21 protein-coding genes and 2 pseudogenes are annotated in these 21996 nt (G+C 68.8%); 12 read left to right on the top strand and 11 right to left on the bottom strand.

All coding sequences use genetic code 11. The features are described 5' to 3' along the window. A pseudogene (locus tag GA0070560_RS25250) lies at positions 1-284 on the top strand (IS1634 family transposase); the annotation flags it as partial. 17 nt (positions 285-301) lie between these two features. Beyond that, positions 302-589 (top strand): annotated as a pseudogene (locus tag GA0070560_RS25245) (transposase family protein); the annotation flags it as partial. Positions 590-959: 370 nt separating this feature from the next. On the opposite strand, the gene GA0070560_RS30220 reads toward GA0070560_RS25245, so the two are convergent. The 5 genes from GA0070560_RS30220 to GA0070560_RS25230 all read right to left on the bottom strand — a co-directional run bounded on the left by GA0070560_RS30220 (position 960) and on the right by GA0070560_RS25230 (position 8063). Further along, positions 960-1292 carry a PIN domain-containing protein gene (locus GA0070560_RS30220; RefSeq protein ID WP_483819096.1) on the bottom strand — a complete coding sequence of 111 codons (333 nt, stop codon included), beginning with the start codon at positions 1290-1292 and terminating at the stop codon, positions 960-962. A 277-nt stretch (positions 1293-1569) separates the two neighbouring features. Beyond that, entirely contained in the window at positions 1570-2697 is a 1128-nt protein-coding gene (locus GA0070560_RS28420) for a hypothetical protein (protein ID WP_139131596.1), read from the bottom strand. Beyond that, positions 2694-5078, bottom strand: a complete 2385-nt coding sequence (locus tag GA0070560_RS25235) for an ATP-binding protein (protein WP_091302167.1) — start codon at positions 5076-5078, stop codon at positions 2694-2696. The genes GA0070560_RS28420 and GA0070560_RS25235 overlap by 4 nt, the downstream gene beginning before the upstream one ends. 47 nt (positions 5079-5125) lie before the next feature. Next, positions 5126-6496, bottom strand: coding sequence for an Eco57I restriction-modification methylase domain-containing protein (locus tag GA0070560_RS28415; protein WP_211565992.1), 1371 nt, complete (start codon positions 6494-6496; stop codon positions 5126-5128). Between the two features lie 817 nt (positions 6497-7313). Beyond that, the gene (locus GA0070560_RS25230) at positions 7314-8063 is read right to left on the bottom strand and encodes a transcriptional regulator (protein WP_091302165.1); all 750 of its coding nucleotides are present in this window, start codon (positions 8061-8063) and stop codon (positions 7314-7316) included. Positions 8064-8161: 98 nt separating this feature from the next. Between GA0070560_RS25230 and GA0070560_RS25225 the strand changes: the two genes are divergently transcribed. After that, complete coding sequence (locus GA0070560_RS25225) at positions 8162-8383, top strand: hypothetical protein (protein ID WP_139131594.1); 222 nt, start codon at positions 8162-8164, stop codon at positions 8381-8383. A 195-nt stretch (positions 8384-8578) separates the two neighbouring features. Next, positions 8579-8758, top strand: a complete 180-nt coding sequence (locus GA0070560_RS25215) for a hypothetical protein (RefSeq protein WP_091302159.1) — start codon at positions 8579-8581, stop codon at positions 8756-8758. Between the two features lie 596 nt (positions 8759-9354). Here GA0070560_RS25215 and GA0070560_RS29645 read toward each other — a convergent pair. The 3 genes from GA0070560_RS29645 to GA0070560_RS29850 form a co-directional block, all read right to left on the bottom strand. Next, positions 9355-9561, bottom strand: coding sequence for a PIN domain-containing protein (locus tag GA0070560_RS29645; protein ID WP_245675701.1), 207 nt, complete (start codon positions 9559-9561; stop codon positions 9355-9357). 266 nt (positions 9562-9827) lie between these two features. After that, entirely contained in the window at positions 9828-10688 is an 861-nt protein-coding gene (locus tag GA0070560_RS29855) for a carboxylesterase family protein (protein ID WP_281185144.1), read from the bottom strand. After that, a complete protein-coding gene (locus tag GA0070560_RS29850) occupies positions 10616-11413 on the bottom strand; it encodes a carboxylesterase family protein (protein ID WP_211565988.1) in 798 nt (265 codons plus the stop codon). The genes GA0070560_RS29855 and GA0070560_RS29850 overlap by 73 nt, the downstream gene beginning before the upstream one ends. On the opposite strand from GA0070560_RS29850, the gene GA0070560_RS25190 reads away from it, so the two are divergent. The 4 genes from GA0070560_RS25190 to GA0070560_RS25175 all read left to right on the top strand — a co-directional run bounded on the left by GA0070560_RS25190 (position 11403) and on the right by GA0070560_RS25175 (position 16315). After that, complete coding sequence (locus tag GA0070560_RS25190; RefSeq protein WP_211565986.1) at positions 11403-11909, top strand: TetR/AcrR family transcriptional regulator; 507 nt, start codon at positions 11403-11405, stop codon at positions 11907-11909. The two genes, GA0070560_RS29850 and GA0070560_RS25190, sit on opposite strands and share 11 nt — an antisense overlap. Positions 11910-12158: 249 nt before the next feature. Beyond that, complete coding sequence (locus GA0070560_RS25185) at positions 12159-13646, top strand: S1 family peptidase (RefSeq protein ID WP_245675700.1); 1488 nt, start codon at positions 12159-12161, stop codon at positions 13644-13646. A 282-nt stretch (positions 13647-13928) separates the two neighbouring features. Then, positions 13929-15734 (top strand): serine/threonine-protein kinase, encoded by a 1806-nt coding sequence (locus GA0070560_RS25180; RefSeq protein ID WP_091302151.1) that lies wholly within the window; start codon positions 13929-13931, stop codon positions 15732-15734. Continuing rightward, positions 15734-16315: an FHA domain-containing protein gene (locus GA0070560_RS25175; protein ID WP_091302184.1), complete on the top strand. Its 582-nt coding sequence runs from the start codon at positions 15734-15736 to the stop codon at positions 16313-16315. Before GA0070560_RS25180 ends, GA0070560_RS25175 begins: the two co-directional genes overlap by 1 nt. 241 nt (positions 16316-16556) lie before the next feature. Here the strand turns inward: GA0070560_RS25175 and GA0070560_RS25170 are convergent, their stop codons facing one another. Further along, positions 16557-17378, bottom strand: coding sequence for an SAM-dependent methyltransferase (locus GA0070560_RS25170; protein WP_091302149.1), 822 nt, complete (start codon positions 17376-17378; stop codon positions 16557-16559). A 108-nt stretch (positions 17379-17486) separates the two neighbouring features. Here GA0070560_RS25170 and GA0070560_RS25165 point away from each other — a divergent pair, with 108 nt between their 5' ends. Next, positions 17487-17957: a hypothetical protein gene (locus GA0070560_RS25165; protein ID WP_091302147.1), complete on the top strand. Its 471-nt coding sequence runs from the start codon at positions 17487-17489 to the stop codon at positions 17955-17957. Here the strand turns inward: GA0070560_RS25165 and GA0070560_RS25160 are convergent. Continuing rightward, positions 17938-18423, bottom strand: coding sequence for a GNAT family N-acetyltransferase (locus tag GA0070560_RS25160; protein WP_091302145.1), 486 nt, complete (start codon positions 18421-18423; stop codon positions 17938-17940). The genes GA0070560_RS25165 and GA0070560_RS25160 overlap by 20 nt on opposite strands. A 177-nt stretch (positions 18424-18600) precedes the next feature. Beyond that, complete coding sequence (locus tag GA0070560_RS25155) at positions 18601-19311, bottom strand: prepilin peptidase (RefSeq protein ID WP_245675698.1); 711 nt, start codon at positions 19309-19311, stop codon at positions 18601-18603. Positions 19312-19844: 533 nt separating this feature from the next. Between GA0070560_RS25155 and GA0070560_RS25150 the strand changes: the two genes are divergently transcribed. Genes GA0070560_RS25150 through GA0070560_RS25140 form a run of 3 tightly spaced genes read left to right on the top strand, consistent with a single transcriptional unit; the run spans position 19845 to position 21996 of the window. Then, positions 19845-20408, top strand: a complete 564-nt coding sequence (locus GA0070560_RS25150; protein WP_091302140.1) for a hypothetical protein — start codon at positions 19845-19847, stop codon at positions 20406-20408. Beyond that, positions 20402-21352 carry a hypothetical protein gene (locus tag GA0070560_RS25145; RefSeq protein ID WP_091302138.1) on the top strand — a complete coding sequence of 317 codons (951 nt, stop codon included), beginning with the start codon at positions 20402-20404 and terminating at the stop codon, positions 21350-21352. Before GA0070560_RS25150 ends, GA0070560_RS25145 begins: the two co-directional genes overlap by 7 nt. Then, positions 21349-21996, top strand: a complete 648-nt coding sequence (locus GA0070560_RS25140) for an SAF domain-containing protein (protein WP_091302137.1) — start codon at positions 21349-21351, stop codon at positions 21994-21996. The genes GA0070560_RS25145 and GA0070560_RS25140 overlap by 4 nt, the downstream gene beginning before the upstream one ends.

The raw sequence follows: 21996 nt of genomic DNA, 5'->3' as shown, positions 1-21996 counted from the left end.
TCGAGCGTTCCTTCCGGATGACCAAGTCCGACCTGGCCGCACGACCGGTCTTCCACCGCCTCGAAGACAGCATCCAAGCCCACCTGACCGTCGTGTTCGCCGCCCTCGCCATCTCCCGCGAAGCCCAAGCCCGCTCCGGGCTGAGCATCAACAAGATCCTCAAGACCCTGCGGCCCCTCCGCTCAGCCACCATCACCATCGGCACCCAGCAAGTAACCGCCCACCCGCGCATCCCCACCGAGACCCGAACCCTCCTGACCGCCCTCGGCTGGCGTGGTCACTAAACCGCTACAACTCAGGCCTGACCACCGCCGACGTGATGACCTTCGCGGACAAGGGCTATCAAGGCGCCCGCGGCAGCGTGCGCACCCCGTTCAAGCGGCACCGCTTCCGGCCGAAGCTGTCACGCCGGCAGAAGGCCGTCAACCGGGCCCACGCGAAGATCCGCTCTCGCGGCGAACGCGCGATCGCCACCCTCAAGACCTGGAAGATCCTGGTCAAGCTGCGCTGCTGCCCACACCGAGCGACCGCGATCGTGCAGGCCATCCTCGTCCTGCACCACGTCGAAGCCGACCGCCACGCAGGATGAAAATGGCTCATTGGGCCACGTGTATATGGAGCCGCACCACCGGCCGGTGGGCCTCGGCGAGGGTGCGTAGCTCGCCAGTGCGGGACCGGCGACTCCGGTATGGCCTTGCCGCGCGGTCGGAGGGGAGGTGGCGTGCAAGCGCGGAGAGCAGGTCGATCGACTGCCGCGCCGCTCCGCGGCTTGCCACCGAATTCGAGGGATCAGTTGGTGGACTGCTGGGGCCATATGAAGCCGCCCCGGCCGATGGCCGGGGCAACCTCTCCTTGCACAGCGCATGGCGGGCCGCCGAATTTAGGAAATCGCCCACCCAGCTCAAGCGTCGCATCCTTTCATCGAAGAGCTAAAGCTACTTAACTTAGCTGCCTATCATCTATTGTGGCGCCGGACTGGGCCATCGCCGGAGTGCTCCTCTGTCCGACGGCAAAACGTCGCCGCCATCTAGACCGGAACTACGCAGCAACTCCCACATCCGCTTCAAATCAGTCAACGGAAGGCGGCCGTCTTGATATTCAGCGATCAGCACGTCAAGTGTGCAATGAGCGCGAATCCCGAGGTCGCTGGCGACCTTCCTGCCAGCATTTTCGTCTATCATTGCGACTGAGGCCGTCTGTTGGGCAAAGAGAAGCGTTTCGGACTCACCAAGGTCCGAGTCGTCCGACCTTGGGTTCCGAGACCGAGACGCCGCGCGAACCAACTGGCGCATCTTCTCGACATCGGCGCGCTCTGCGAAGCAGTGCGGCTCTCCAAAAGCGCTACGGTCGCGTCCGGTCCACTTCTTTGCAGCCGCTGAGAGCTCTGCGTTGTCGGTATTCGTTCCGCGTCTTTCGGCGTGATGGGCAATCTCATTCATAACGGCTTCAGTCCAACGCATTCGCTGGAAGTACCGCTGTCGAACGATCCTGACCCCACGCGGAAGATGACCAAAGCAGAGAAGTGGGCCTGTGTCGAACGTGACCAGAGTTCCCGAGGTGGCAGTAGCGTCATGCATCGTCACCCTCCCTCCTAGAGCGAGGACGATCACCTCGGGCGACCATCTTTCGAAGTTGCAGATCGTCGTACAAGTCATCAAAAGCGGCCCAAGGCTCCTGGCCGAAGACCGGCCAAAAGTCCGGAGTCAGGCGAATACAGTCGCTCGCGTCAAGGACCTCGCCAGGCTGGTAGTCACTGTCAATCGTCACAACCGGATAGTCAAATCCGATGGTGTGCACCGAGCTGCCGCGCAGCGCCGTCATCTGTTCCGCGAGCGCCTCAGCCTCCGGAAGGTGAGTCGATGCATCCAGCAGAAGACTGTCCACGAGCGAATCGAGTCCGGCGCGCCACCAGCGTTGTTCGCCGAGTTCCGCTAGATGGCCTGTATACCTGCATTGATTGAGCGCCTCAGACAACCCGTTATCTTCCGAAAGAATTTCACGAAACTCTTCGAGAGGTAAGCGCAGCAGGGTAGCGGCCCAGATATCGGGAACGATAAAAGTCGGGAACGGAAGAACCCGTTGGGCGAACCAGCGTAACCAAGCGCTGCCGGAAGTATATGCTGCAACGAAGTTCTCCGGCGGCCGGCAGACCTGAACGTCTGCGAGGGCAGCCTCTTTCCACTTGGTCTCTGGTACATCCAGCCAAGCGCAGCCTTCGTCCCACCTTGTTGGATCTGCTACAAGTGGTTCAAGGCCGTCGACGGCACGCGCGATACTGTGAAGGCCATCAGCGATTGCTGGGTCTCCTTTGCGGAAGACCCAGTCGAGTCCGTTCTCTGCGGCAACCGCAGGCTGGCGTAATTGGCTCGGCAGAGGGCCTGCGATACTGTCCAGATTGCCTGTTCGCAGCACCACGGCGGCATGATGATCCATATCCCGAAGGTGGCCGGTCACAACGGCCGCGACCGCGAGGCCGTCCTGCGGCCAGTACAGACACTCGGACGGATGTGGGACCACGGTCCAATCAAAATGATGGTCGATCGCGATGACCTTAGACGACCGAAGATCATCCCGCGTTACCGTATTCGGGGAACGCACCTCAACTTGCAAGTTCGACAAGCGAAGCCCGGCGGCTACGGACTCCTCTTTCGAGACCTCGTCGTCAATCAGAAGGATGCGAGGGGTGTTGGAGCTCACTGACCTGTCCTCCGGCCGGGTATTCTGACTTCAATGGCGGTTTTGTATTCGCTCGTTGGTGCGACGAACCTTGCGCTTCCGTTGTACTCAGCGACCAGCCGTCGCACAATCGGGAGCCCCATTCCCATCCCTTGTCCAAGCACGGTGTCGACCTCCGTGGTGGTGGACTCGAACGGGCGGAACCAACGCTCCGATTGGTCGAGATCGACTTGGACCCCAGTGTTCTCAACTCTCAGCACCAAGCCGCCATCTTCGCCCGGTGTAGCAGAAATGAGAATTCGGCCCTTCTCGCCCGCAGCCTTAACCGCATTCGTAAGAACGTTGGTTAGGATGATGGTTATCTCCGCTGGGAACACCGGCGGGGTTCGAGCGCTCTGGTCGACCTGCTGCACCACCTCAATTCGGCGCTCCATAAGTGTTGTGGCGAGAAGGCGGAGGCTGGGCTCAATTGCCGCCGGGTAGGGGATGCGTCGCCGACGCCTTCTCGCATCAGGGCCAACCACCTCTACTAGGTAACTGCTTTGGCGGCTTAGTGACTGCACGAGCTCGTCTGTAGCTTTTTCCAAGTCGGCAAGCAATTCACCGCGTCTTCTTTGGTCATCCTCGCCAGCAACAGCCAAAGCAATTGTTCGAATCGCCTGGGCTAGTCCGAGGATACCGTTGATGTCATGCACGAATGCAGCCAACTGAAGGCCAACGCCAGCCAGAATTTGCAGCGTCGCTCTGACCTCGTCCCCACGCTGGGCTTCCTCGATGTAATCGATTGCCTTCTCGATGAGGGCTAGTCGAGGCGCGACGTCGCTGTTTGCGCCTAGTTCTACCTTAAGAGTGCGGATCTCGCGGCGAGTGATCGAAATTGGCAAGGAGAGACCATCGCTAGTCTCATCGGAGGAGGAGTCAGCCGGTTCAGCAATAGTTGAACTTGAGGATTGCTGTATTTGGTGACCGGTCGATGGTGCGGCTGGCGGCGCCTGCGGTGGAGAAAGCTCGCGACGTATCGTGTTCAAGCGGGCTGATTGCTCAGCACGAGCATGGGACGCCCTCACGCGGGTCAACAAATCGACGCCGTTTCGGACTAGCTCGCGCAGTACTTCGAACGCCGCGTCTTGGACAAACCCTTCGCGATTCACTACGGGGCGCAACGGGGAAGCGCCGGCAGCAGTCATAAAAACGGCACCGACGTACTGATCGTTGCCCTGATTGAAGTAGGCTTCTCTCTCAACCGGCATGAGCAGGCGGCTCGATGCATCATCCAACTCGATAGAAAACTCACGCTCTCTGCGTGCGTAGTCGCGATCCAGGTTCAGCCAATCATCGCCCTGATCGCCATAAGGCAGAACACGAAACCCTTCGACGTATACTCGCACGCCGCGAGATGTGCGTGCGAACTTTCGCAGTGAGGACGATCTCGCTCCGATCCCGCGTACTTGACCAACTCTCGCATATATTCGAGCCGAAAAGAACGGCCCTGCATGCGGATCGGGGTGCTCGCGGCGGAGCTGGTAGTCGCGACCACCATGCTTGCTGGATACCTGCCCCAGGGAAGGCTGAATGTTAAACTCAACGCCCTCTGGCTTAGCTCTGATTTCTACCAGCCAGCCAGTCTGCTCTAGGAGTTGCGGCCATAGATCCTCCCCCGCGTTAAGGTCGCCTTCAAACTTGATTCGGAACCCCGGGTCCTCAGGTGTACGCGACGAAACAACGAAGTCATCGAACAAATCGCTTGATGAGAAGAGGCTTGGTGGCGGCCCTTGCGTGAGCTCGATTGGTGGCGTGCATGACGAGATCTGAGAAACGAAGCTTGAGAGAGCGGCGCCGGTCCATCTGCGGCGTAGTCTTTCGAGCTGAAGTCGTGTCCCGTAGGAATGCTGGGGTGTTACCGGGAAAGTGCGGACGTCGAGCCCTTGACGTGCGTCGTCGAAGGTCTCGTACTCCTCCTCCAGCTTCTGCCAGTCAATCGTTGCCTGCACACCTCTAAGGTCATTGCCGGCAAGGTTTCGGGGTACTGAGTTGACCACAAGCTTGCGAGCGAGTTTGTGGGCGCTGAGTCTTCCGACGCCTTTTGCCCCAGTGTAATGTCGCCCATACAGCGGGCTTTGTTTGCTTCCCTTTTCTTTATAGCGCCCCGCGATTCGAAGGAAGGCACCCCGGAAAACGTCAGGGGTCATGCCCACCCCGTTGTCACTTACAACTATTCGCCCATTCGGCCCTCGTAGGTCCTCGCCTCGGACCGTGACCACCGTGGCATCGGCGTCATATGCGTTCTTTACCAACTCAATCAGGGCAGTACTATCGCGGCCGACAAGGAGCTCGCCCAGCTCCCGAAACAAGTGGGTGTCGACTGAGAACCCGAAAGACTCCTGGGTCTCGTTGAGCGCCAACGCGTACTCCTTCCCGTGAAAGGCCGAGCGTAGCGTTAGGACTACGCTCAGTCCAGAGCTTGAGCAATCTGGATCGGGATCTGAAGGTCAGCAAGGTCCCGCGGCTCGATCTTCAGCGTGCCGCTGCCGTGCTGCCGTGACGCATTGGCTAGGGCATCCTGTCCCGCAGGGCCACTGATCCAGGATGCCAATAACGCAATGGACTCAACTGTTCTGGGTGCACGACGAATTCTGATACCGTAAAAGGTGTTGGTGGGAATTGCCTTCACAGAGTTTAAGATGAGCCGAAATCGTCCCTTTGACATCGGCCCGAACAGCAAATCCGGTGCGGGGATTCTCTCAACGGCGTACCAAGGGTTTCGGGCTCTGCAAAGGTACGCATCAGGAACGCCTTTGAGCTTACCCTGTTCAAGTAATTGGTGAACAATCGGATCGCTCGTGTCCTGTTCGCTTAGCCATAGGAGCCACCTACGTAATCCCTGATCCCCCATGGTGTCGTGCGCTGTTTCGTCTAGGTGGTCGGTCGGGATGTCACGGAGCCTGGTTGCCGCTGGAACGTATGCGGTGCCGGGCAACTTCGCTACTTGTTCGTCCGTCAGTAGGAAGAACTGGTTACATCCCGTTGCAACGCCTCTCCGTATGTGGGCGATCGAAGCTAGCGGGACGGTCTTCTGGCGTAGTTTTGAATGGCTGCTGGTGACGAAGAGGAAGCTTTTCGGTGGGGCCCCTTCTCGCCGAACATCTTGGGACGTTGCCCGGTAAAACCCCGAACCTAGCTCGCCCTTCAAGCGTATGACGTGTAATTTGTTAACGGTTGAGTTTGCCGGCCCGACCCAGAGAACCATTGCCGCGACAGAGGCAATGGGGAATAGGTTCAAGGCGTGGGGAAAAATGTGGAGTTCTACCGGTCGCTCCTTAGCGTTCCACAGGTAGCGCCGAAGATTCCTCGCGTAATCCGCTTCGAGCCAGTTAGAGGGCAGTAGGAGGCAGAGACTATCGGCGGGATCTAGATGTGCGAGTGATGCTGCCAAGAAATATGTCGACAGTCCCGCTCGGCCACCTGGCGCCAAATCACCCGAGGCTTTCTTCGCTAGCGCTTTAGCTTCGCGGGCCAGCCCTTGATGTCTTGTGTAGGGGGGGTTGCCCCAGATTAGCCGTGGCCCCGGAACCGCAGGCAACTCGCGCAACGTCCAATCCAGGAAGTCGGCATGGTGAAGGGAAACTTGGTTAGGCAGGCTTGCGGTAATCTGCGGGGTGGCTGCAAGCAGGCCGAGTGTTGCGACGTTAATGTCGACGGCATGAATGCGAGCATCCGGCCATGCCTCAAGTGCTGCTCGGGTAAAAGCCCCCACGCCCGCGCCCGGGTCGATGACCGCCATTGGTGGGCGGGGAATGCGCTGCTCGACGAGCTTCTGCATGTAGCTTGAGATGTCAGGCGGGGTGAAGAATGTCCCGAGCGGTCGACGTCGGGGCGCTGCAACCAACCGCTCGTACAAGAGCGCCAGGGGATCCACTCGACGGCCTAGGCTAGCCTTCAGCGGCTCAAGAAGTTCGGGAGGCAGTAGAGGGGTATCAGCAGCCCATTCAGCGACGGCCCGAGGCAGTAGGGGCCCAGCGCCATCCGCTAAGGGCCCCATCAGAGACCTTGAGACGCCGCCTAGTGCTGCTAACTGCGCTTGTTCCGTCGCGTTTGGCCCCGGCACTTGAGCTGCGAGGCTCGCTTCCCGGCTGTTGGCACGGCACCAGGAGGCTAGCCGGCGCACCAGCCGTTCATCCTCAGAGGGGTTGCTCTGGTGTCTAGGCGCGAGCTGGCGACCGGTGGTTCCGACGACGGGACCCTCCGTTTGGCGATGGTCATCAACCGAAATCCTCATGCGTTTCGTCTGTGAGCGGACTTCGGAGAGCCCGCTGTCTCGATGGTCGCCATGGACGCAAGTTTGCCAGACGTAAGGTGCCAACCGTGATCCGAGAGCCCCGCTCGTTGAAGAGGGCGGTTGGATGCTGGTGGTTTGCCTGCAACGAGTAGAAGGACGAGTCAGGGGATCGTGAGCGAACGCCCTACCACGTGCCTGCACTCGATCATGTCAAGGGCAGCTGACAGCAAGGGCTCGCTCACGACACCGGCGACAATGACCTACGGACGAGCGCCCGAGGTGACGAGCGTGGGTAGACACCGCCATAGGGAGCACCCAGAGCTTGCATGGGAGAGGTCGAAGGCTCCTGGGCAGCAGTGCGCTACGTCGCCGATGTGTTGTACCGGTCGAGCGTCGCCTTCGAGGTTGAGGAGTCACGGAAGACGAGTTCCCACGGGCCGGTGTTCACGTCCATGTCCTTGCCGAAACCGACCCACTTTCCGGCCATCCGCCGACCGGTCGGCTCGGCCAGGAGTTGGATTGCACCGTGATACCGGGCGCCCCTGTAGTAGCCGGCTGGGTCGGTCTGCTCCACCCACGTGCCGGTGACAACGGCACCGTCCAGGGTCAGGTCCAGCGACAGAGACGATGCCGCCGAGCCAGGCAGGCTGCGAGCGGTCAGTCTGTCGCCGTGCTGGAGCATTACGACGAAGTGCTGCCCGGCGAAGGAGTCCCCTCGACTGCTGGAGTAGTACTGGTAGCGACTGAGCCACACGCCCTCGTACGACCTGTGGATCGCGGCGGGCTTGGACGTTGGCGTCGGGGTGGCCAGGCTGGACATAGGAGATGTCAGGTCATGGCCACCATGTTCATCGTCGGCGACATGCTCGCCGGGTACCGCGGCGAATCCCAGCAGCGAGATGGGTAGGCCGGTGACGACTTCCAACGCGCGAGCGTAGACGGGGCGCGGCGCAGCGATCGCGCCGGACTCCCATCGCTGGACGAGTCTCTTGTTGGCATCGTTGGGCTCGCCGACGCGGTGGCCAGCGGCTTGGAGCGCGCGAGCGAAGTCGTCCTGGCTCATGCGCATTCCGGTACGGACGGCGCGCAGGGCGGTGTTGAGGGCTGCCATGACCGTCACGATAGCGCTATGTCGCCTTAATGTCGCCGACAAGATAGCCGAATTGTCGCTCCGTGTGCCGTCGCAGTCGGTGACATCCCAACGTCATTGTGGATCTGCGACGGCTGGCCTGCCGTCACGTATCGGTGACGGAGGTGGGGATGCCGAGCAATGGCGACGAGCCGGCGGTCTGCCGGGGCGAGCAGATCCAGGCGGCCGAGCGAGAGGCGGCCAAGCGGCGGGTTCTCGCCGAGGCTGACGCGGATCGGATACCGGTGGAGGAGATCACGCAGGCGGTGCCGGATCGACGGTGGCGTCATGGCCAGAGTTGAGCTGTCGCCGGCTGGGCGGCGGGTGGCGTATGAGGAGTACCTGGTCACGGTCGCCCTCACCCTGGCTCGCCGGCACCGGCCGGTGTGGTCCTGGCGGAAGTGGCGACAAGTTTGCCGCTGTGGAGCTGACCTGCCCTGCCATGCCCGGTACCGCATCCCTATCAACCGTGGCCACTGGCCGGGCGAGGAGACGCAGTGAAAGACGACCAGGAACAGGCGATCCTGTCCGTACACGTGCGAGGGCTCGATGGCATGTGCGTCGGCTGCCGCGCCTGGTGGTCACGGCTGACGCCGTACCCGTGCTGGCAGGTGGATTGGGCAACCAGCCGGCAGGCCCAGACGATCACCGCTCGCTTCCTGGAGAGTGAACGGTGACCACCCACGGCCCCGTCATGCCGATCTGGAGCTGCGGAGGCTGCGACCTGCCCTGGCCCTGCCCCACCCGGAAGCGCGAGCTGCAGGCGGAGTACGCCGACGCCCCGGTGTCGCTGGCCCTCTACCTCGGCTCCTACCTCGTCCAAGCCACCGAAGACATGCCCTGGACGCCAGCCGGCGCACTACACCACAGGATCCTCGGCTGGACCCGGGAAGCCGACGAGGCGACGCCAGCAGTACAGCAGCGAAGTACAGCAACCGCGCCAGCCGAACCGGGCCGAGACGGACGCGAGCAGCCCGGATGACCTCGCACGGCATCCCATCCGGCCGGCTCGCCGGCAATCCATAGGTTCAGGTTCCGAGTCCCTGGCGGCCCACTCCACGACCTGGCCTCGATGCCGAGCTGGTCAGTTCGCCGGGACCAACGACTTCGATGTCGGCGGCGTACCGGGCGATGGTGGCCACGACGCTGGCCCACCTGGCCCAGCTCGACCAACTGCTGACCGGTGCCGGCGCTGCCCTCGGCGAAGGCACCCTCGACCGGGTCGAATCGTGTCGGCGGTCGCTCGGGCGCTTGGCGCTGAGCGCTGAGCGCTTCAGGAAATCGTCTCCTGCCAGGGATCGATGACCTCGATGCCCGTATCGGTGAAGTCCTTGGTGTTTCGGGTGGCGAGAGTGGCAACTTGGGTGCGGCAGATGGCGGCGATCTGGGCGTCGAACCCGTCGATCGGGTGGCCGAGCCTTTCCCGGCCGGCGACCACGTCGGCAAAGGCACCGGCTGCCGCGAGGTCGAAGGACAGCACCTGGCGGGGGAAAGCGGCAAAGACTTCGTTGGCGGCCTGGTGCAGCGATTCCCGGCGGTGGCCCTCCGGCAGCCGTGCAATGCCGTAGCGGATCGCGGCGACAGTGACGGTTGTGGTGTACAGACCGGCGCAGGCTCGCCGCGCGGGGTGGAGTGGAACGGACGGTGCTGCTCATCCTGAGCGACCGCTGGCGGCTGGCCGACGGGAGACGCGCGGCGGCCCCGACGCGTGGTGCGTGCCGGGGCCGCTCACGGCGACGTACGGGGTCAGCTCAGCCCGGACCAGAACGCGTACCGGTGGTCGCGGGTGAACCCGCTCGGCTTCCAGGGGCCCGAGGTCAGCGAGTGGACGTGTGGGTGGCGCTCGGTGAACCGCCGCCAGCCACGGTCACGCCCACCGTTGGGGTCGCCGTCCGCGGCGAACCGGGTCCAGGCGCCGATCAGCCGGTCGGCGAGCCGGTCCTGTGCCTCGGTGAGCGCGGGGAAGATCGCCAGGTCGAACTGGTACGCCAGCTCGGCCATGTGCTGGGCCCGCCACGGGAAGCTCGGCTCGTCGTAGCCCACGAACCACGGCGTGTCCTCCTCGGCGAACTCGAACATGTACGTCTTCGTCCACTTCGACAGCAGCTTCGCGGTGTCGTAGGTGGGATTCGCCCAGTTCCGGTCGGTGCCGATGGCCGACAGCGCCAGTCCGGCGGAGTCGCCGTACGCCGACAGGGGGTAGCGGGCCAGGATCGCGTCGGCGTGGACGCCGTACTGCTCGCGGACCGTCGGCTCGTACGCCTCGGCGGGAACGGGCTTCCCGCCCGCGTTGATCTCCATGCCGGCGTACATGCCGTTCTCCTCGTCGTGGTTGACGCCGACGAGGACGGGGACGCGGTGGAACCGGCCGGTGCGGAACGCCTCCGCCGGGCTCAGCGGCAGCAGCGGCGTGCCGGAGACCGGGCGCGGCTCGCCCCACGGCCCGTACGCCGCCAGCAGCTCCGCCACCGTGGTGTCGGACGACCGCAGGCACGCGGCCACGTCGGCGGCGACGTCGCAGCCGACTGCGCTGATCACGGCGGCGCTGTCGGCCTCCGCCTCGGCGCGGGTGCGGGAGCCGCCGGTGGCGCAGGGCGCGCTCTGGATGATCGCCGGCCCGCCGATGCCGGTGAGGCGAGGTGGTCGCAGACCGCGTACCCGCCGCCGGACTGGCCCATGATCGTGACGTTGCCGGCGTCGCCGCCGAACCGGTCGATGTTGGACCGCACCCAGCGCAGCGCGGCCTGCTGGTCCTCGATCGCGAAGCTGCCCGAGCCGTACGTCGAGCCGGCTTCGAGGGCGGGGTGGGTCAGGAACGACATGACGCCGAGGCGGTAGTTCATCGACACCACGACGGCGCCGGCGGCCAGGCGGTTCGGCCCGTACATGTCACCGGTGCCGTACACCATGCTGCCGCCGTGGATCCACACGATCACCGGCAGGTCGTCGCCCTTGTGGCCGGGCGTGGTGACGTTCAGGTACAGGCAGTCCTCCGCCTCGCCGGGCACGCCGACGGGCAGGCCGACGGGCTGGGCGCAGCCGGGGCCGGGCCGGGTGGCGTCGCGTACGCCCTGCCAGGGCGTCGCGGGCTCTGGTGAAGTCCAGCGGCCGGGCGGCGCGGCGTACGGGATGCCCTGGAAGGACCGCAGTCCCTCCTGGATGGTGCCGCGGACGGCGCCCTTGTCGGTGGTGACGACGGCGGGGTCGCCGGACACGGCGGTCGCCGGTGGGGCGACACCGATCGCGCCGGCGGCCAGCGCGACAGCGGCCAGGCCCGCGAGGGCGCGCTTCCTGCTGGAGAAGGGCTTCGACCGCACCACCGTGCGGGACATCGCCTCCACCGCCGGCGTGAGCATGGCCGCGATCGGCTACCACTTCGGCTCACGGGAGAACCTGCTGTTCCAGGCCCTCTTCTCGATCCTCGACGAGTGGGGCGACGTGGCGGGGCGCGCGCTCGTGCCGGCCGACGCGCCCGACCTCGACCCCGCCGAGGCGTACGAGCGGATGTGGGACGGACTCCTCGCGCAGGCCCGCGCCCACCCGAAGATGTGGCTCGTCTCCATCGACCTGTTCCTGCGGGCGCAGCGGCAACCCGACCTGCTGCCCCAGCTCACCGAGGGCATGCGCCAGGGGCGCAGCGGCATGGCCGCGACGCTGGAGAGCGTCCCCGAGGCCGAGGTGCCGGAACGCTCCGTCCGCACCCTCGGCATGGTGCAGCTGGCGCTGATGTCCGGCGTGATCATGCAGGCGCTCTCCGACCCCGACAACCCCGTCACCGGGGCCGACGTGGTCGCCGGGCTGCGCGCACTGGCGAAGATCACCGGTTGAGGTCTCGCCGGGCCTCGCCCCGGCCGGTCACAGCCAGCCGACCTCCCGGCTGAATCCGGATCGCGCCGATCCGGCTGACACAGCCCTGTTCCAGGCCGACAGCCGCCCCGATGCGGATCCGACTCGCTGCGGTATGAGCCAAAGGCTATCTACCCATGTCGATCAGATGTGTTCTACGTTACGGCCACCTGTCGGTGCCGGATCGATCCGGCCGCACGCGCAGCTCCGCCATCCTGAAGGAGTCATCGAATGAAACGAGTCCTTGCCGGCGCGGCAACAGCGATCCTGGTGCCAGCCGGGCTGGCTGCCATCGTCATCGCCGGGCCCGCCGGCGCGACGCCCACCGGTGCGACACCGGCCGCACCGGCCGCCGAGGCCGCGTCGCCCGAGATGCTCGCCGCCATGCAACGCGACCTGGGCCTGACCGCCGCCGCGGCGCGCGCCCGGATCGCCTCCGACGACGCCGCCAGCCGTACCGAACTGGCGTTGCGTAAGCGGCTCGGCTCCACTTTCGCCGGCGCCTGGCTGACGCCGGACGCGAAGTCGCTGGTCGTGGCTGTCACCGACAGCGCCCGAGCCGCCGAGGTGACCGCTGCCGGTGCCACGCCCAAGCTGGTGGACCGCAGCGGTGCCAAGCTCGACGCGGTCAAGGACGGCCTGGACGCCGCAGCCGCCAAGGCGCCCCCGGCCTCGGTGCCCGGCTGGTACGTCGACGCCAAGTCCAACACCGTCGTGGTGCAGGCACGCGGCGGCACCGCCGCTGCCCGCGCCTTCATCAAGGCCAGCGGCGTCGACGCCTCCGCGGTACGGGTGGTCAGCACCACCGAGCAGCCCCGGCTGCTCTACGACGTACGCGGCGGCGACGCCTACTACATCGGCGGCGGTCGCTGCTCGGTCGGCTTCTCCGTCAACGGCGGCTTCGTCACCGCCGGGCACTGCGGCAACACCGGCAACTCCACGACCGGCTACAACCAGGTCTCCCAGGGCAGCTTCCAGGGCTCCTCGTTCCCCGGCAACGACTACGCCTGGGTGGCGGTCAACTCCAACTGGACCCCGCAGCCGTGGGTCAACAACTACGCCGGCGGCAACGTGACCGTGGCCGGCTCCACCGTGGCCGCGATCGGCGCGGCCATCTGCCGCTCCGGCTCGACCACCGGCTGGCGCTGCGGCACCGTGCAGGCCTACAACCAGACGGTCAACTACGCGGAGGGCTCCGTCTCCGGCCTGACCCGCACCAACGCCTGCGCCGAACCGGGCGACTCCGGCGGGTCCTGGCTCAGCGGTCAGCAGGCGCAGGGCGTGACCTCCGGCGGTTCCGGTAACTGCACCTCCGGCGGCACCACCTACTTCCAGCCGGTCAACGAGATCCTCTCCGCGTACGGCCGGACGCTGGTGACCAGCGGCGGCGGCACCCCGCCCCCGACCGGCTGCAGTGGCTACGAGTTCTCCGTGACCGGGTCGCTGTCCAGCGGTGGCAGCGCCTACCAGCCCAACGGCAGCTACTACTACTCGTCGACCTCCGGCACCCACCGTGGCTGCCTCGACGGCCCGACCGGCACCGACTTCGACCTGTACCTGCAGAAGTGGAACGGCAGCGGTTGGAGCGTGGTGGCGCAGGGCATCACGTCTGCCGCGGACGAGACCGTCTCCTACTCCGGCACGGCCGGCTACTACCGCTGGCGGGTGCACGCCTACAGCGGTTCCGGCAGCTACGCCCTCGGCTACAGCAACCCCTGACCGGATCGACGGGACGCCCGCATCGCGCACGCGGTGCGGGCGTCCTCGCGCGTCGACGCGGCTGCCCGGTCGATCTCGGCGCTCCCCATGATGTGCGGCGGGACGCGGTGAGCCCGCTGCGCCGGCCAGGCAGGCGACCGCAGCGCTGACAGCGGTCGACCCAGAGGTGCGGGCCGTTGCACGACAGCGGTAGGCCGAGGCGGACGGGACAGGAGCGCCCCGGAGCGTGGCGTGCGAACGGCTGACAGCCCTGTCTCGGGCGATCGGTAGCATTCAGCGGCGATGGTGCACAGCGAGCAGTCGGTCGAGCAGAGCCCACACCCCGTCCTCGGGGTCGACGGCTGCACCGACGCCGTCGAGGTCGGGCGGGGCGGCTTCGGCGTGGTCTACCGGGCCTGGCAGCCCGCCTTCTCCCGCTGGGTGGCGGTCAAGGTGCTCGCCGCCGACTGGCACGGCCCGTCCCGCACCCGCTTCGAACGGGAACTGCGGATGCTGGGTCGGCTCTCCGACCACCCGCACATCGTCACCCTGCACCAGGCCGGCCGAACCGCCGCCGGCAACCCGTACCTGCTCATGGCGTACGAGGAGGGCGGCTCGCTCAGCCACCGGCTGCGCGGCGGGACGGCCGGCGACTGGCGGGAGGCCGTCGCCGGCGGGATCACCGTGGCAGGCGCGCTGGAGACCGCGCACCGGTCCGGCGTGCTGCACCGCGACGTGAAACCCGAGAACATTCTGATCTCCGGGTACGGCGAGCCGAAGCTGGCCGACTTCGGGCAGGCCCGCCCCCGTTCGGCGGACCGCACCGACCCCCGGGGCAGGATCACCGCCAGCGTGCTGCACGCCGCGCCCGAGGTGCTGCGCGGCGCGCCGGCCTCGGTCGCCGCCGACGTCTACGCGCTCGCCTCGACGGTGCTGCACTGGATCCACGGCGCGCCCGCCTTCACCCCCGCCACCGGCGAGTCGCTGGATTCGCTGCTGCGCCGCATCGCCGTCGACCCGGTGCCGGACCTGCGCGCGCAGGGCGTACCCGACGGGGTGTGCGCGGCGCTGGAGCGGGCGATGGCGAAGGACCCCGCGCTGCGGCCCGCGACGGCGGCGGAGTTCGCCGACGAGCTGCGCGCCGCGCAGTCGGCGGCCGGGGTGCCGGTCACCCCGTTCGTCCTCGGCGGGAGCGACACCGCCGGGCCGGCGGCGGGCGAGCCGGGTGGCGGCGCCGCGTCGCTGTCGCTGACCGACCGCCGCCGCGCCGCCCTGGCACTGTCCGCCACCGCCGCGCACCAGCCGTCCGGGGTACGCCCGCGCACGCTGCTGCGCTCGTTCGGGCTGCTCACCGCGCTGGCGGCGGTGCTCGCCACCGGCTACTCCCAGGCCGTGCCGACGCCCGCCCCGGTGGAGCTGCCGATCACCGTGGCCCTCGGCGAGTTGGAGCTCTACGCGGAGTCCGACGAGCAGGTGGTGTCGGTGCGCAACCGCGACGACCGGCCGGTCCGGGTGACCGGGGTGACGCTGACCGGGCCGTCCCGGGCCGACCTGGAGATCGTCGGCGACGGGTGCAGTCCCGGACCGGTGGGGCCGGGCGACCGCTGCGAGGTGCGGGTGGTCGCCGTCCCCCGCACTGCCGGCCCGATCCGGGCGTCGCTGGAGCTGACCGCCGCCGGCCGGTCGGCGTCCACCACCCTCACCGGCGCCGCCCAGCCGCGCCGGGCCAGCCGGGACGACGCCCCGCCCGGCCCCTGCTACGCCGACGCCTACCAGGTCGGCGCGTCCGCCTACGGGTACGCGGGCGGCCTGAAGGCGATCTCGGTCAAGCAGTACTGGTCGCCGAGCTGCCGGGCGACCATGGCGTACGTCTGGGTGTGGAAGCAGTACCGGGACAACGTCGCCACCGACGGCGGCACCTGGACGGTCGGCCTGGCGATCCGTACCGAGCGGCCGGTGTCCCGGCAGCGCGCGGTCGGGCAGCCGTACGAGCTGTGGACCGAGCCGCACCGGTCGGCGGGCACCTGCACCACCGCGTCGGCGACCGTGACCGCCGACCGGACGAAGGCGGCGACGTCGGCCACCACCGAGCCGTACTGCGACCGGTGATGGAGGGCTACTTCGAGGTCCACGGGGTCGGCGGCGTCCGGCTGGTGCCGCTGGCCGCCGACGCGCTGACCATCGGCCGGGCCCCGGGCAACGAGCTGACCGTGGACAGCAAGCTGGTCTCCCGGCTGCACGCACTGGTGGAGCGCTTCCCGTCCGGCTGGACCATCCGCGACCTGGGCAGCACCAACGGCACCACCGTCAACGGCCTGCCGGTACGCGAGGCGCGGCTGCTGCGACACGGCGACCGGGTGGAGATCGGCCCGGCCCGGCTGGTGTTCCACGCACCCCGGCTCACCGGCACCCGCACGGTCGGGGTGGAGCCACCGCCGCCGCCCCCGGCGCTGACCCGGCGCGAGCAGGAGCTGATCGAGGTGCTCTGCCGCCCGTACGTCTCCGGTGGCACCGCCTTCCCCGAGCCGCCCACGGTCCGGGCGCTGGCCACCGCGCTCGGGGTCAGCGAGAGCGCGGTGAAGAAGCACCTGACCAACCTGTACGACAAGTTCGGGCTGGTCAGCAACGACGAGCGGCGGCGGTCCCGGCTGGCCGGCGAGGCGGTCCGCCGGGGCGCGACCGGGGCCTGACGTACGCGTGCCCTCCGGGGTCGCGCTCCACGCGGCCCCGGAGGGCACACCCCCCTGTTTCCTCCTGCGCGTCACGCCCCTGGTCGATCGGAGCCCGACGACGGTGACGGCGCGGACCTTGCGGACGCGCCCGGGCGGCCGAGGCCGGAGGACGAGGCCGACGGCGCCCACCACGAATCACACCAGCTCGCCTCGCGTCCGGGCAGGTGTCGAAAAGGGGAGGTTCTTCCTCCCCTGCCGGTCAGCGGCGGACGCCGACCCCGCCGTAGCCGTGGGAGACCCGCTCCTGCGGCTCGCCGTCCGGCCGCCACTCCGCCACCGGGACCAGGCCCGGCTCGACCAGGTCGTACCCGTCGAGGAAGCGCAGCACGTCGGCGTGGGCGCGGGGCACCAGCGGGGCGCTGCTGCGCCGGTACACCGCCTGCCCCTGCTGCGCCGGCAGCGGCGGTGCGCCGTCCATCGTGAGATGGGAGACCACCAGGTGGCTGCCGGGGGCGGTGGCGTCGCGGAGCCGGGCCACCGCGGCGTACGGGTCCTCGGCGTCGGTGACGAAGTGCAGCACCGCGACCAGCAGCACGGCCACCGGCCGGTCGAGGTCGATGGCGGCCCGTACCTCGGGGTGGGCGAGCAGTTCGTCGGGGCGGCGCAGGTCGGCGTGGACGACGACGGTCCGGTCGTCGGTCGGCAGCAGCCGCCTGGCGTACGCGACGGCGATCGGGTCGTGGTCGACGTAGACCACCCGCGAGTCGGGAGCGACCTGGCGGACGATCTCGTGCACGTTGCCCTGGGTGGGCAGCCCGGCGCCGATGTCGAGGAACTGACGTATCCCCTGCTCGGCGGCGTGGCGCACGGCCCGGCGCAGGAAGTGACGGTTGGCCTGGGCGGCGATGCCGGTGTCGGGGAAGATCTCCAGGATCTTCTCGGCGGCGGCCCGGTCGGCCGCGAAGTTGTGGCAGCCGCCCAGGAAGTAGTCGTACATCCGGGCCACGTTCGGCGCGTGCTCCGCATCGGTCGGCGCGGTCACCGGCACTCCCCTCCCTACGGACGTCGGTCGCGCCTGCATGTCTAGCACCCGCAGCGACGTTACGCTGACCCGTCGTGTCGGTGATCCGGCTGCCCGCCGGGGTGTTTCCCGGTACGACCAGGGCACCGACCGCCGAGGAGGTACGCGATGACCCGTCCACGGGAGACCGTCGAGGTCGACCCGGTGCTGTTCCGCGCCGTGTACGACTCGCCCGCCTCGCTGCCCGGCCGGCACCGCTGGGTCACCCCGGAGCACGACGTACGCCGGATCGAGAAGCTGCTCGGCATGCCGGCGCGCAGCATCGGCGCCCCGCTGTGGGTCAGCGGCGACGAGCCGGACTGCCCGAAGTGCGGCCGGCGACAGACCTGGCTGGACATCGTCTCCTCGGCGTTGAAGGGCGTCCACGACCGGGCGATGGTCGCCACGGTCATCCTCGGCGAGCGCAAGTACGTCAACACCGAGGTGCCGGACTCCATCGCCGGGGTGCACTGCGTGGACTGCCACACCCCGATCGAAGGGCTGCGCAGCTTCAAGTGCCACAACTGGGCGTACGCCTTCGAGGCGCTGGAGGCCGTCCTGGAGCGGATGGACGGCGGGGTCAGCCGGCCAGCTCCCTGACGTGGCGCAGCACCGGCCGGCCGTCGAGCAGCACCTCGCCGACCGGTGTGAAGCCGGTGCGGCGCAGCACGGCCAGTGAGCCGAGGTTGTCCGGCGTGGTGTCGGCGGTCAGCCGGGTCAGGCCGTACTCGTCGCGGGCGAGGTCGCACACCTGCCGTACGCCGGCGGTGGCGAGGCCACGCCCGGCGGCCCGCTCGGCGACCCGGTAGCCCAGCTCGGCGCTTCCGTCGGCGACGTCGACCAAATTGAACCGGCCGAGCACCTCGCCGTCGTCGTCGACCAGGACGTGGAAGTGGCACCGGCCGGTGGCCTGCTCGGCCAGCAGCGCCGCGTGCCGGGCGTCGAACCCGGCGAAGTAGTCGTCGCCCCGGTCCGGCACGGTCCGCGCGAACCACGCCCGATTGTCCCGCTCGAAGCGCAGCAGCGCGGCGGCGTGATGGTCGGCGAGCCGTTCCAGGTCAGGCACCGCGCCACCCTACCCACCCGCGCCGCGAGCCGGAACGGACCCATGATCGACGCCGTTCCGCCGGAACGGCGGTGTCCCGTGCACCACGACACCACCGTCCCGGCGCCACGGTGTCGATCATGCGCCCAGCGGGCCCCGGGCCCGGGCGACGGGCGGGACGCGCGGGCGACGGGGTGATCAGGGGGTGAGGAGCAGGGCGGCGCAGGTGCCCAGGACCAGGAACGGGCCGAAGGGCAGGTGGGTCGACCAGGTCACCTTCCTGGCCAGCAGCAGCCCGAGGCTGGTCACCGCCGAGAACGCGAACGTCAGCGCCAGACCGGCCAGCAGCACCGGCCAGCCGGACCAGCCGAGCAACGCGCCCACGCTCACCGCCAGCTTGGCGTCGCCGAGGCCGAAGCCGCGCCGGCCGAGCAGCAGCGTGGTGGCGGCGAAGGCGAGCCCGAGTCCGATGCCGGCAGCCATCGCGCGCAGCCACGGACCGATGCCCGGCCCGGTCAGCGCGGCCACCGCGAGCAGCGCGACGACTCCCGCCGCGGCCGGCCCGGTGAACCGGTCGGGCAGCCGGCGTACGGCCAGGTCGATCAGGACCAGCGGGAGCGCCCAGCCGAGCCACCACGCGACGGCGGCGCGCTCGGCGAACGTCGCGTCGACCAGCACCAGCACCGCCAGGGCGGCGACCAGGCCGAACTCCACGCTGCCGGGCGGCGCCCCGATCCGCGTCCGGCAGCGCGGGCAGCGGGCCGCCGGGCCGGACCCCGGCCCACCCGGGCCCAGGGGCGCGCCGCAGCCGTCGCACCCGGTCCGGGCCGGCGACCCCGGGGGTACGGCGTGTCGGGCGACGGCGAGCCGGAGCGGCGGGGCCAGCGCCAGGGCGGCGAGGGCGCGCACGGAGAGTGATTTCGCAGTCGGTCCCGGGTGACGATCCGGTGTCGACGGGATGTGCGGCAGGCGCCCGGCGGCCGACGCGTCGAGCGGTGGGGAACTGCCGATTGTGGGAACGGCGGGCCCGGGACGGATCGGACCATACGCATCGACAGGTGCCATATCACCGGGCGGTACGACACGATCGATGCCGCCAGCCGCCCGTCCGTCGACTGCCGACCCACGATCGGGGAGTGCCAGCCGTCCGGGCGTGCCGCTCTCGTCGTCGCCCACCCCCGGCCACCTCCGATCATCACTCAACGTGTTCGATTGAATTGCCTCTGTTGCATCGGCGGACGTCAGCCTATGCTCGCCCCTTGGGTAGGAGGCAACCCCCGCCGACAGGTGCCGGGAAACCGGCCACACGTCTCACCACAGATCCACACAGGTAAATGCGGCAGCACTGATCCCAGGTCCGGGCGGCAACCTCCGGGCGCGCTGCCGCATGCCCGGACGCTGCCGGGATCCGGCCGTCGGGCGGCACCGAGGAGGGCACGGCGATGCGTACACGGCATCCCCGCCGCTGGACAACCTGCCTGGTCATCGCCGCGGTGGCCGGAGCGGCCGCCGGCTGCGGCGACGGGTCGGGACCGGCCGCCGGGCCACCCGCCCGCAAGGCCACCGACCCACGGCAGCCGAGCGCGGACGAACGGGCCGCCGAACAGGCGGCACTGCGGGCGTACGCCGGCTACCTGGACGCCTCCCGGGAGGCGAGCCGGGCCAGCGACCCGCGCCATCCCGCGCTCGCCCGGTTCCTGGCCGACCCGCTGCTCACCCGGGTCCGGGTGACCCTCGACCAGGCCCGCAGGCACGGCGCGGTACGCACCGGGACGCTCCGCTCGGACCCCACGGTGACCTCGGTCAGCCTGGACACCGCCCCACCGACCGTGGACATCCAGGACTGCCTCGACGCCACCGCGTACCGCCTGGTCTACGCCAAGGACAAGCGGGTGGTGCCCGGCTCCGGCGGCGGACGGCACCTGGCCACCGCGACCGCGACCCGCTACCCGGACGGCCGGTGGCTGATCAGCACCGGCGCCGCACACGAGGACCAGCCGTGCTGACCTGGGGAGGAGGGCGCGTCCCGGTCCCCGGAACCGGGGCCGGGACGCCCCGCAGGCTGCTCGCCGGCACGCTGCTGGCGCTGCTGGTGGCCGTCCTCGCGCCGCTGCCGGCCGCCGCCGAGGGGCCGGGGCCGGAGTGCCCGCCCGGCCAGAACGACTGCACCATCTGGGACGACGACCCGGGCACCCCGGGCGATCCGGGCGGCGGCGGGAACGACGGCGGCAGCAGCGGCGGGGGCGGCACCGCCCCGAAGTGCCAGTGGAACGGCAAGCCGCTGCCCTGCTACAACGAGTTCCTCGGCTGGTTCAACAACGGTGACGGCTGCTACTACAAGCTGGCCGAACCGCAGCCCGCGGCCCCCGCGGGCCAGCAGTGGTACGTGCAGACCTGCAACGGCGGCGACCTGGGCACCCAGACCGTGGTGCTGCGCGACGGCCCGCCGCCCGGCTTCGGCAGCCCGCCCGACCCGGAGGAACTGGCCCGCCGGGCACTGGCCCGGATCTCCCTGCTGCCGCCCCGGATCGCGATGGCGCCCCGCCGCAGCACCGGCCCCGGCCTGGTCGGCCTGCCGGTCTGGATGTGGGCCAGCGGCGGCCGGAACTACTTCGGACCGACGATCACCGCAGCCGAGGAGGACCGCGGCCTGCGGGTGGAGCTCACCGCCCGGTTCGACCGGATCGTCTGGAACATGGGCAACGGCGTCAAGGTCACCTGCTCCGACGAAGGCACCGCGTACGACGCGAAGGGGCCCCGCGCCGGCAAGACGTCACCCGACTGCGGCTACGACTCCGGCTATCCGAAGGCCGGCACCTACCGGGTCAGCGCCACCACGTACTGGACGGTGACCTGGCGCGGCGGCGGCGAGAGCGGCGTCATCCCGCAGACCCGGACCAGCGGCACGATTCCGATCGAGATCGACGAGCTTCAGGTGGTTACCCGATGAGCCTGGTCACCCGCAACGGCACCCCGGTCGACGCCCCGGTCGCCCCGCCCAAGGTGGTCCGGCAGCGCCGTACCCGCCCCGGCCTGCTCGGGCTGGCGGTGCTGCTGATCGCGCTCGGCGGCCTCGGCGCGGCCTTCGCGGTCACCTCGGTACGCGCCACCGGCAGCTACCTGGCCGTCGCCCGCCCGGTCGAGGTCGGCCGGACGCTCAGCGCCGACGACCTGGTCAGCGTGCAGGTCTCCGGCGGCGCCGGGCTGTCCCCGGTGCCGGCGAAGAAGCTCGACGAGGTGGTCGGCAAGCGGGCCGCGGTGGGGCTGACCCCCGGCACCCTGCTGACCCTGGAGCAGCTCACCGACGCCCCGCTGCTCGGCCCGGGGCAACAGCAGATCGCGCTCGGGCTGAAGCCCAGCCAGGTGCCGGCCCGCAAGCTCCACCCCGGCGACAAGGTGCTGCTGGTCAGCACCCCCGCCGACGACGACAGCCAGGCACCGGGCACCCGGTTCACCGGCACGGTGATCGACACGGCCACCCCGGAGAACGAGGACGTGGTGGTCTACGTGGCGCTGCCGACCCGGGACGTGCCGGCGGTGGTGGTGCTGGCCGCGCAGGAGCGGATCGCCCTGGTCCTGGTCGAGGCGGCCTGA

The sequence above is a fragment of the Micromonospora halophytica genome (assembly GCF_900090245.1).
In the GTDB taxonomy this organism is placed as follows: Bacteria; Actinomycetota; Actinomycetes; order Mycobacteriales; family Micromonosporaceae; genus Micromonospora; species Micromonospora halophytica.
This window is presented reverse-complemented; position numbering and strand designations above follow the sequence as displayed.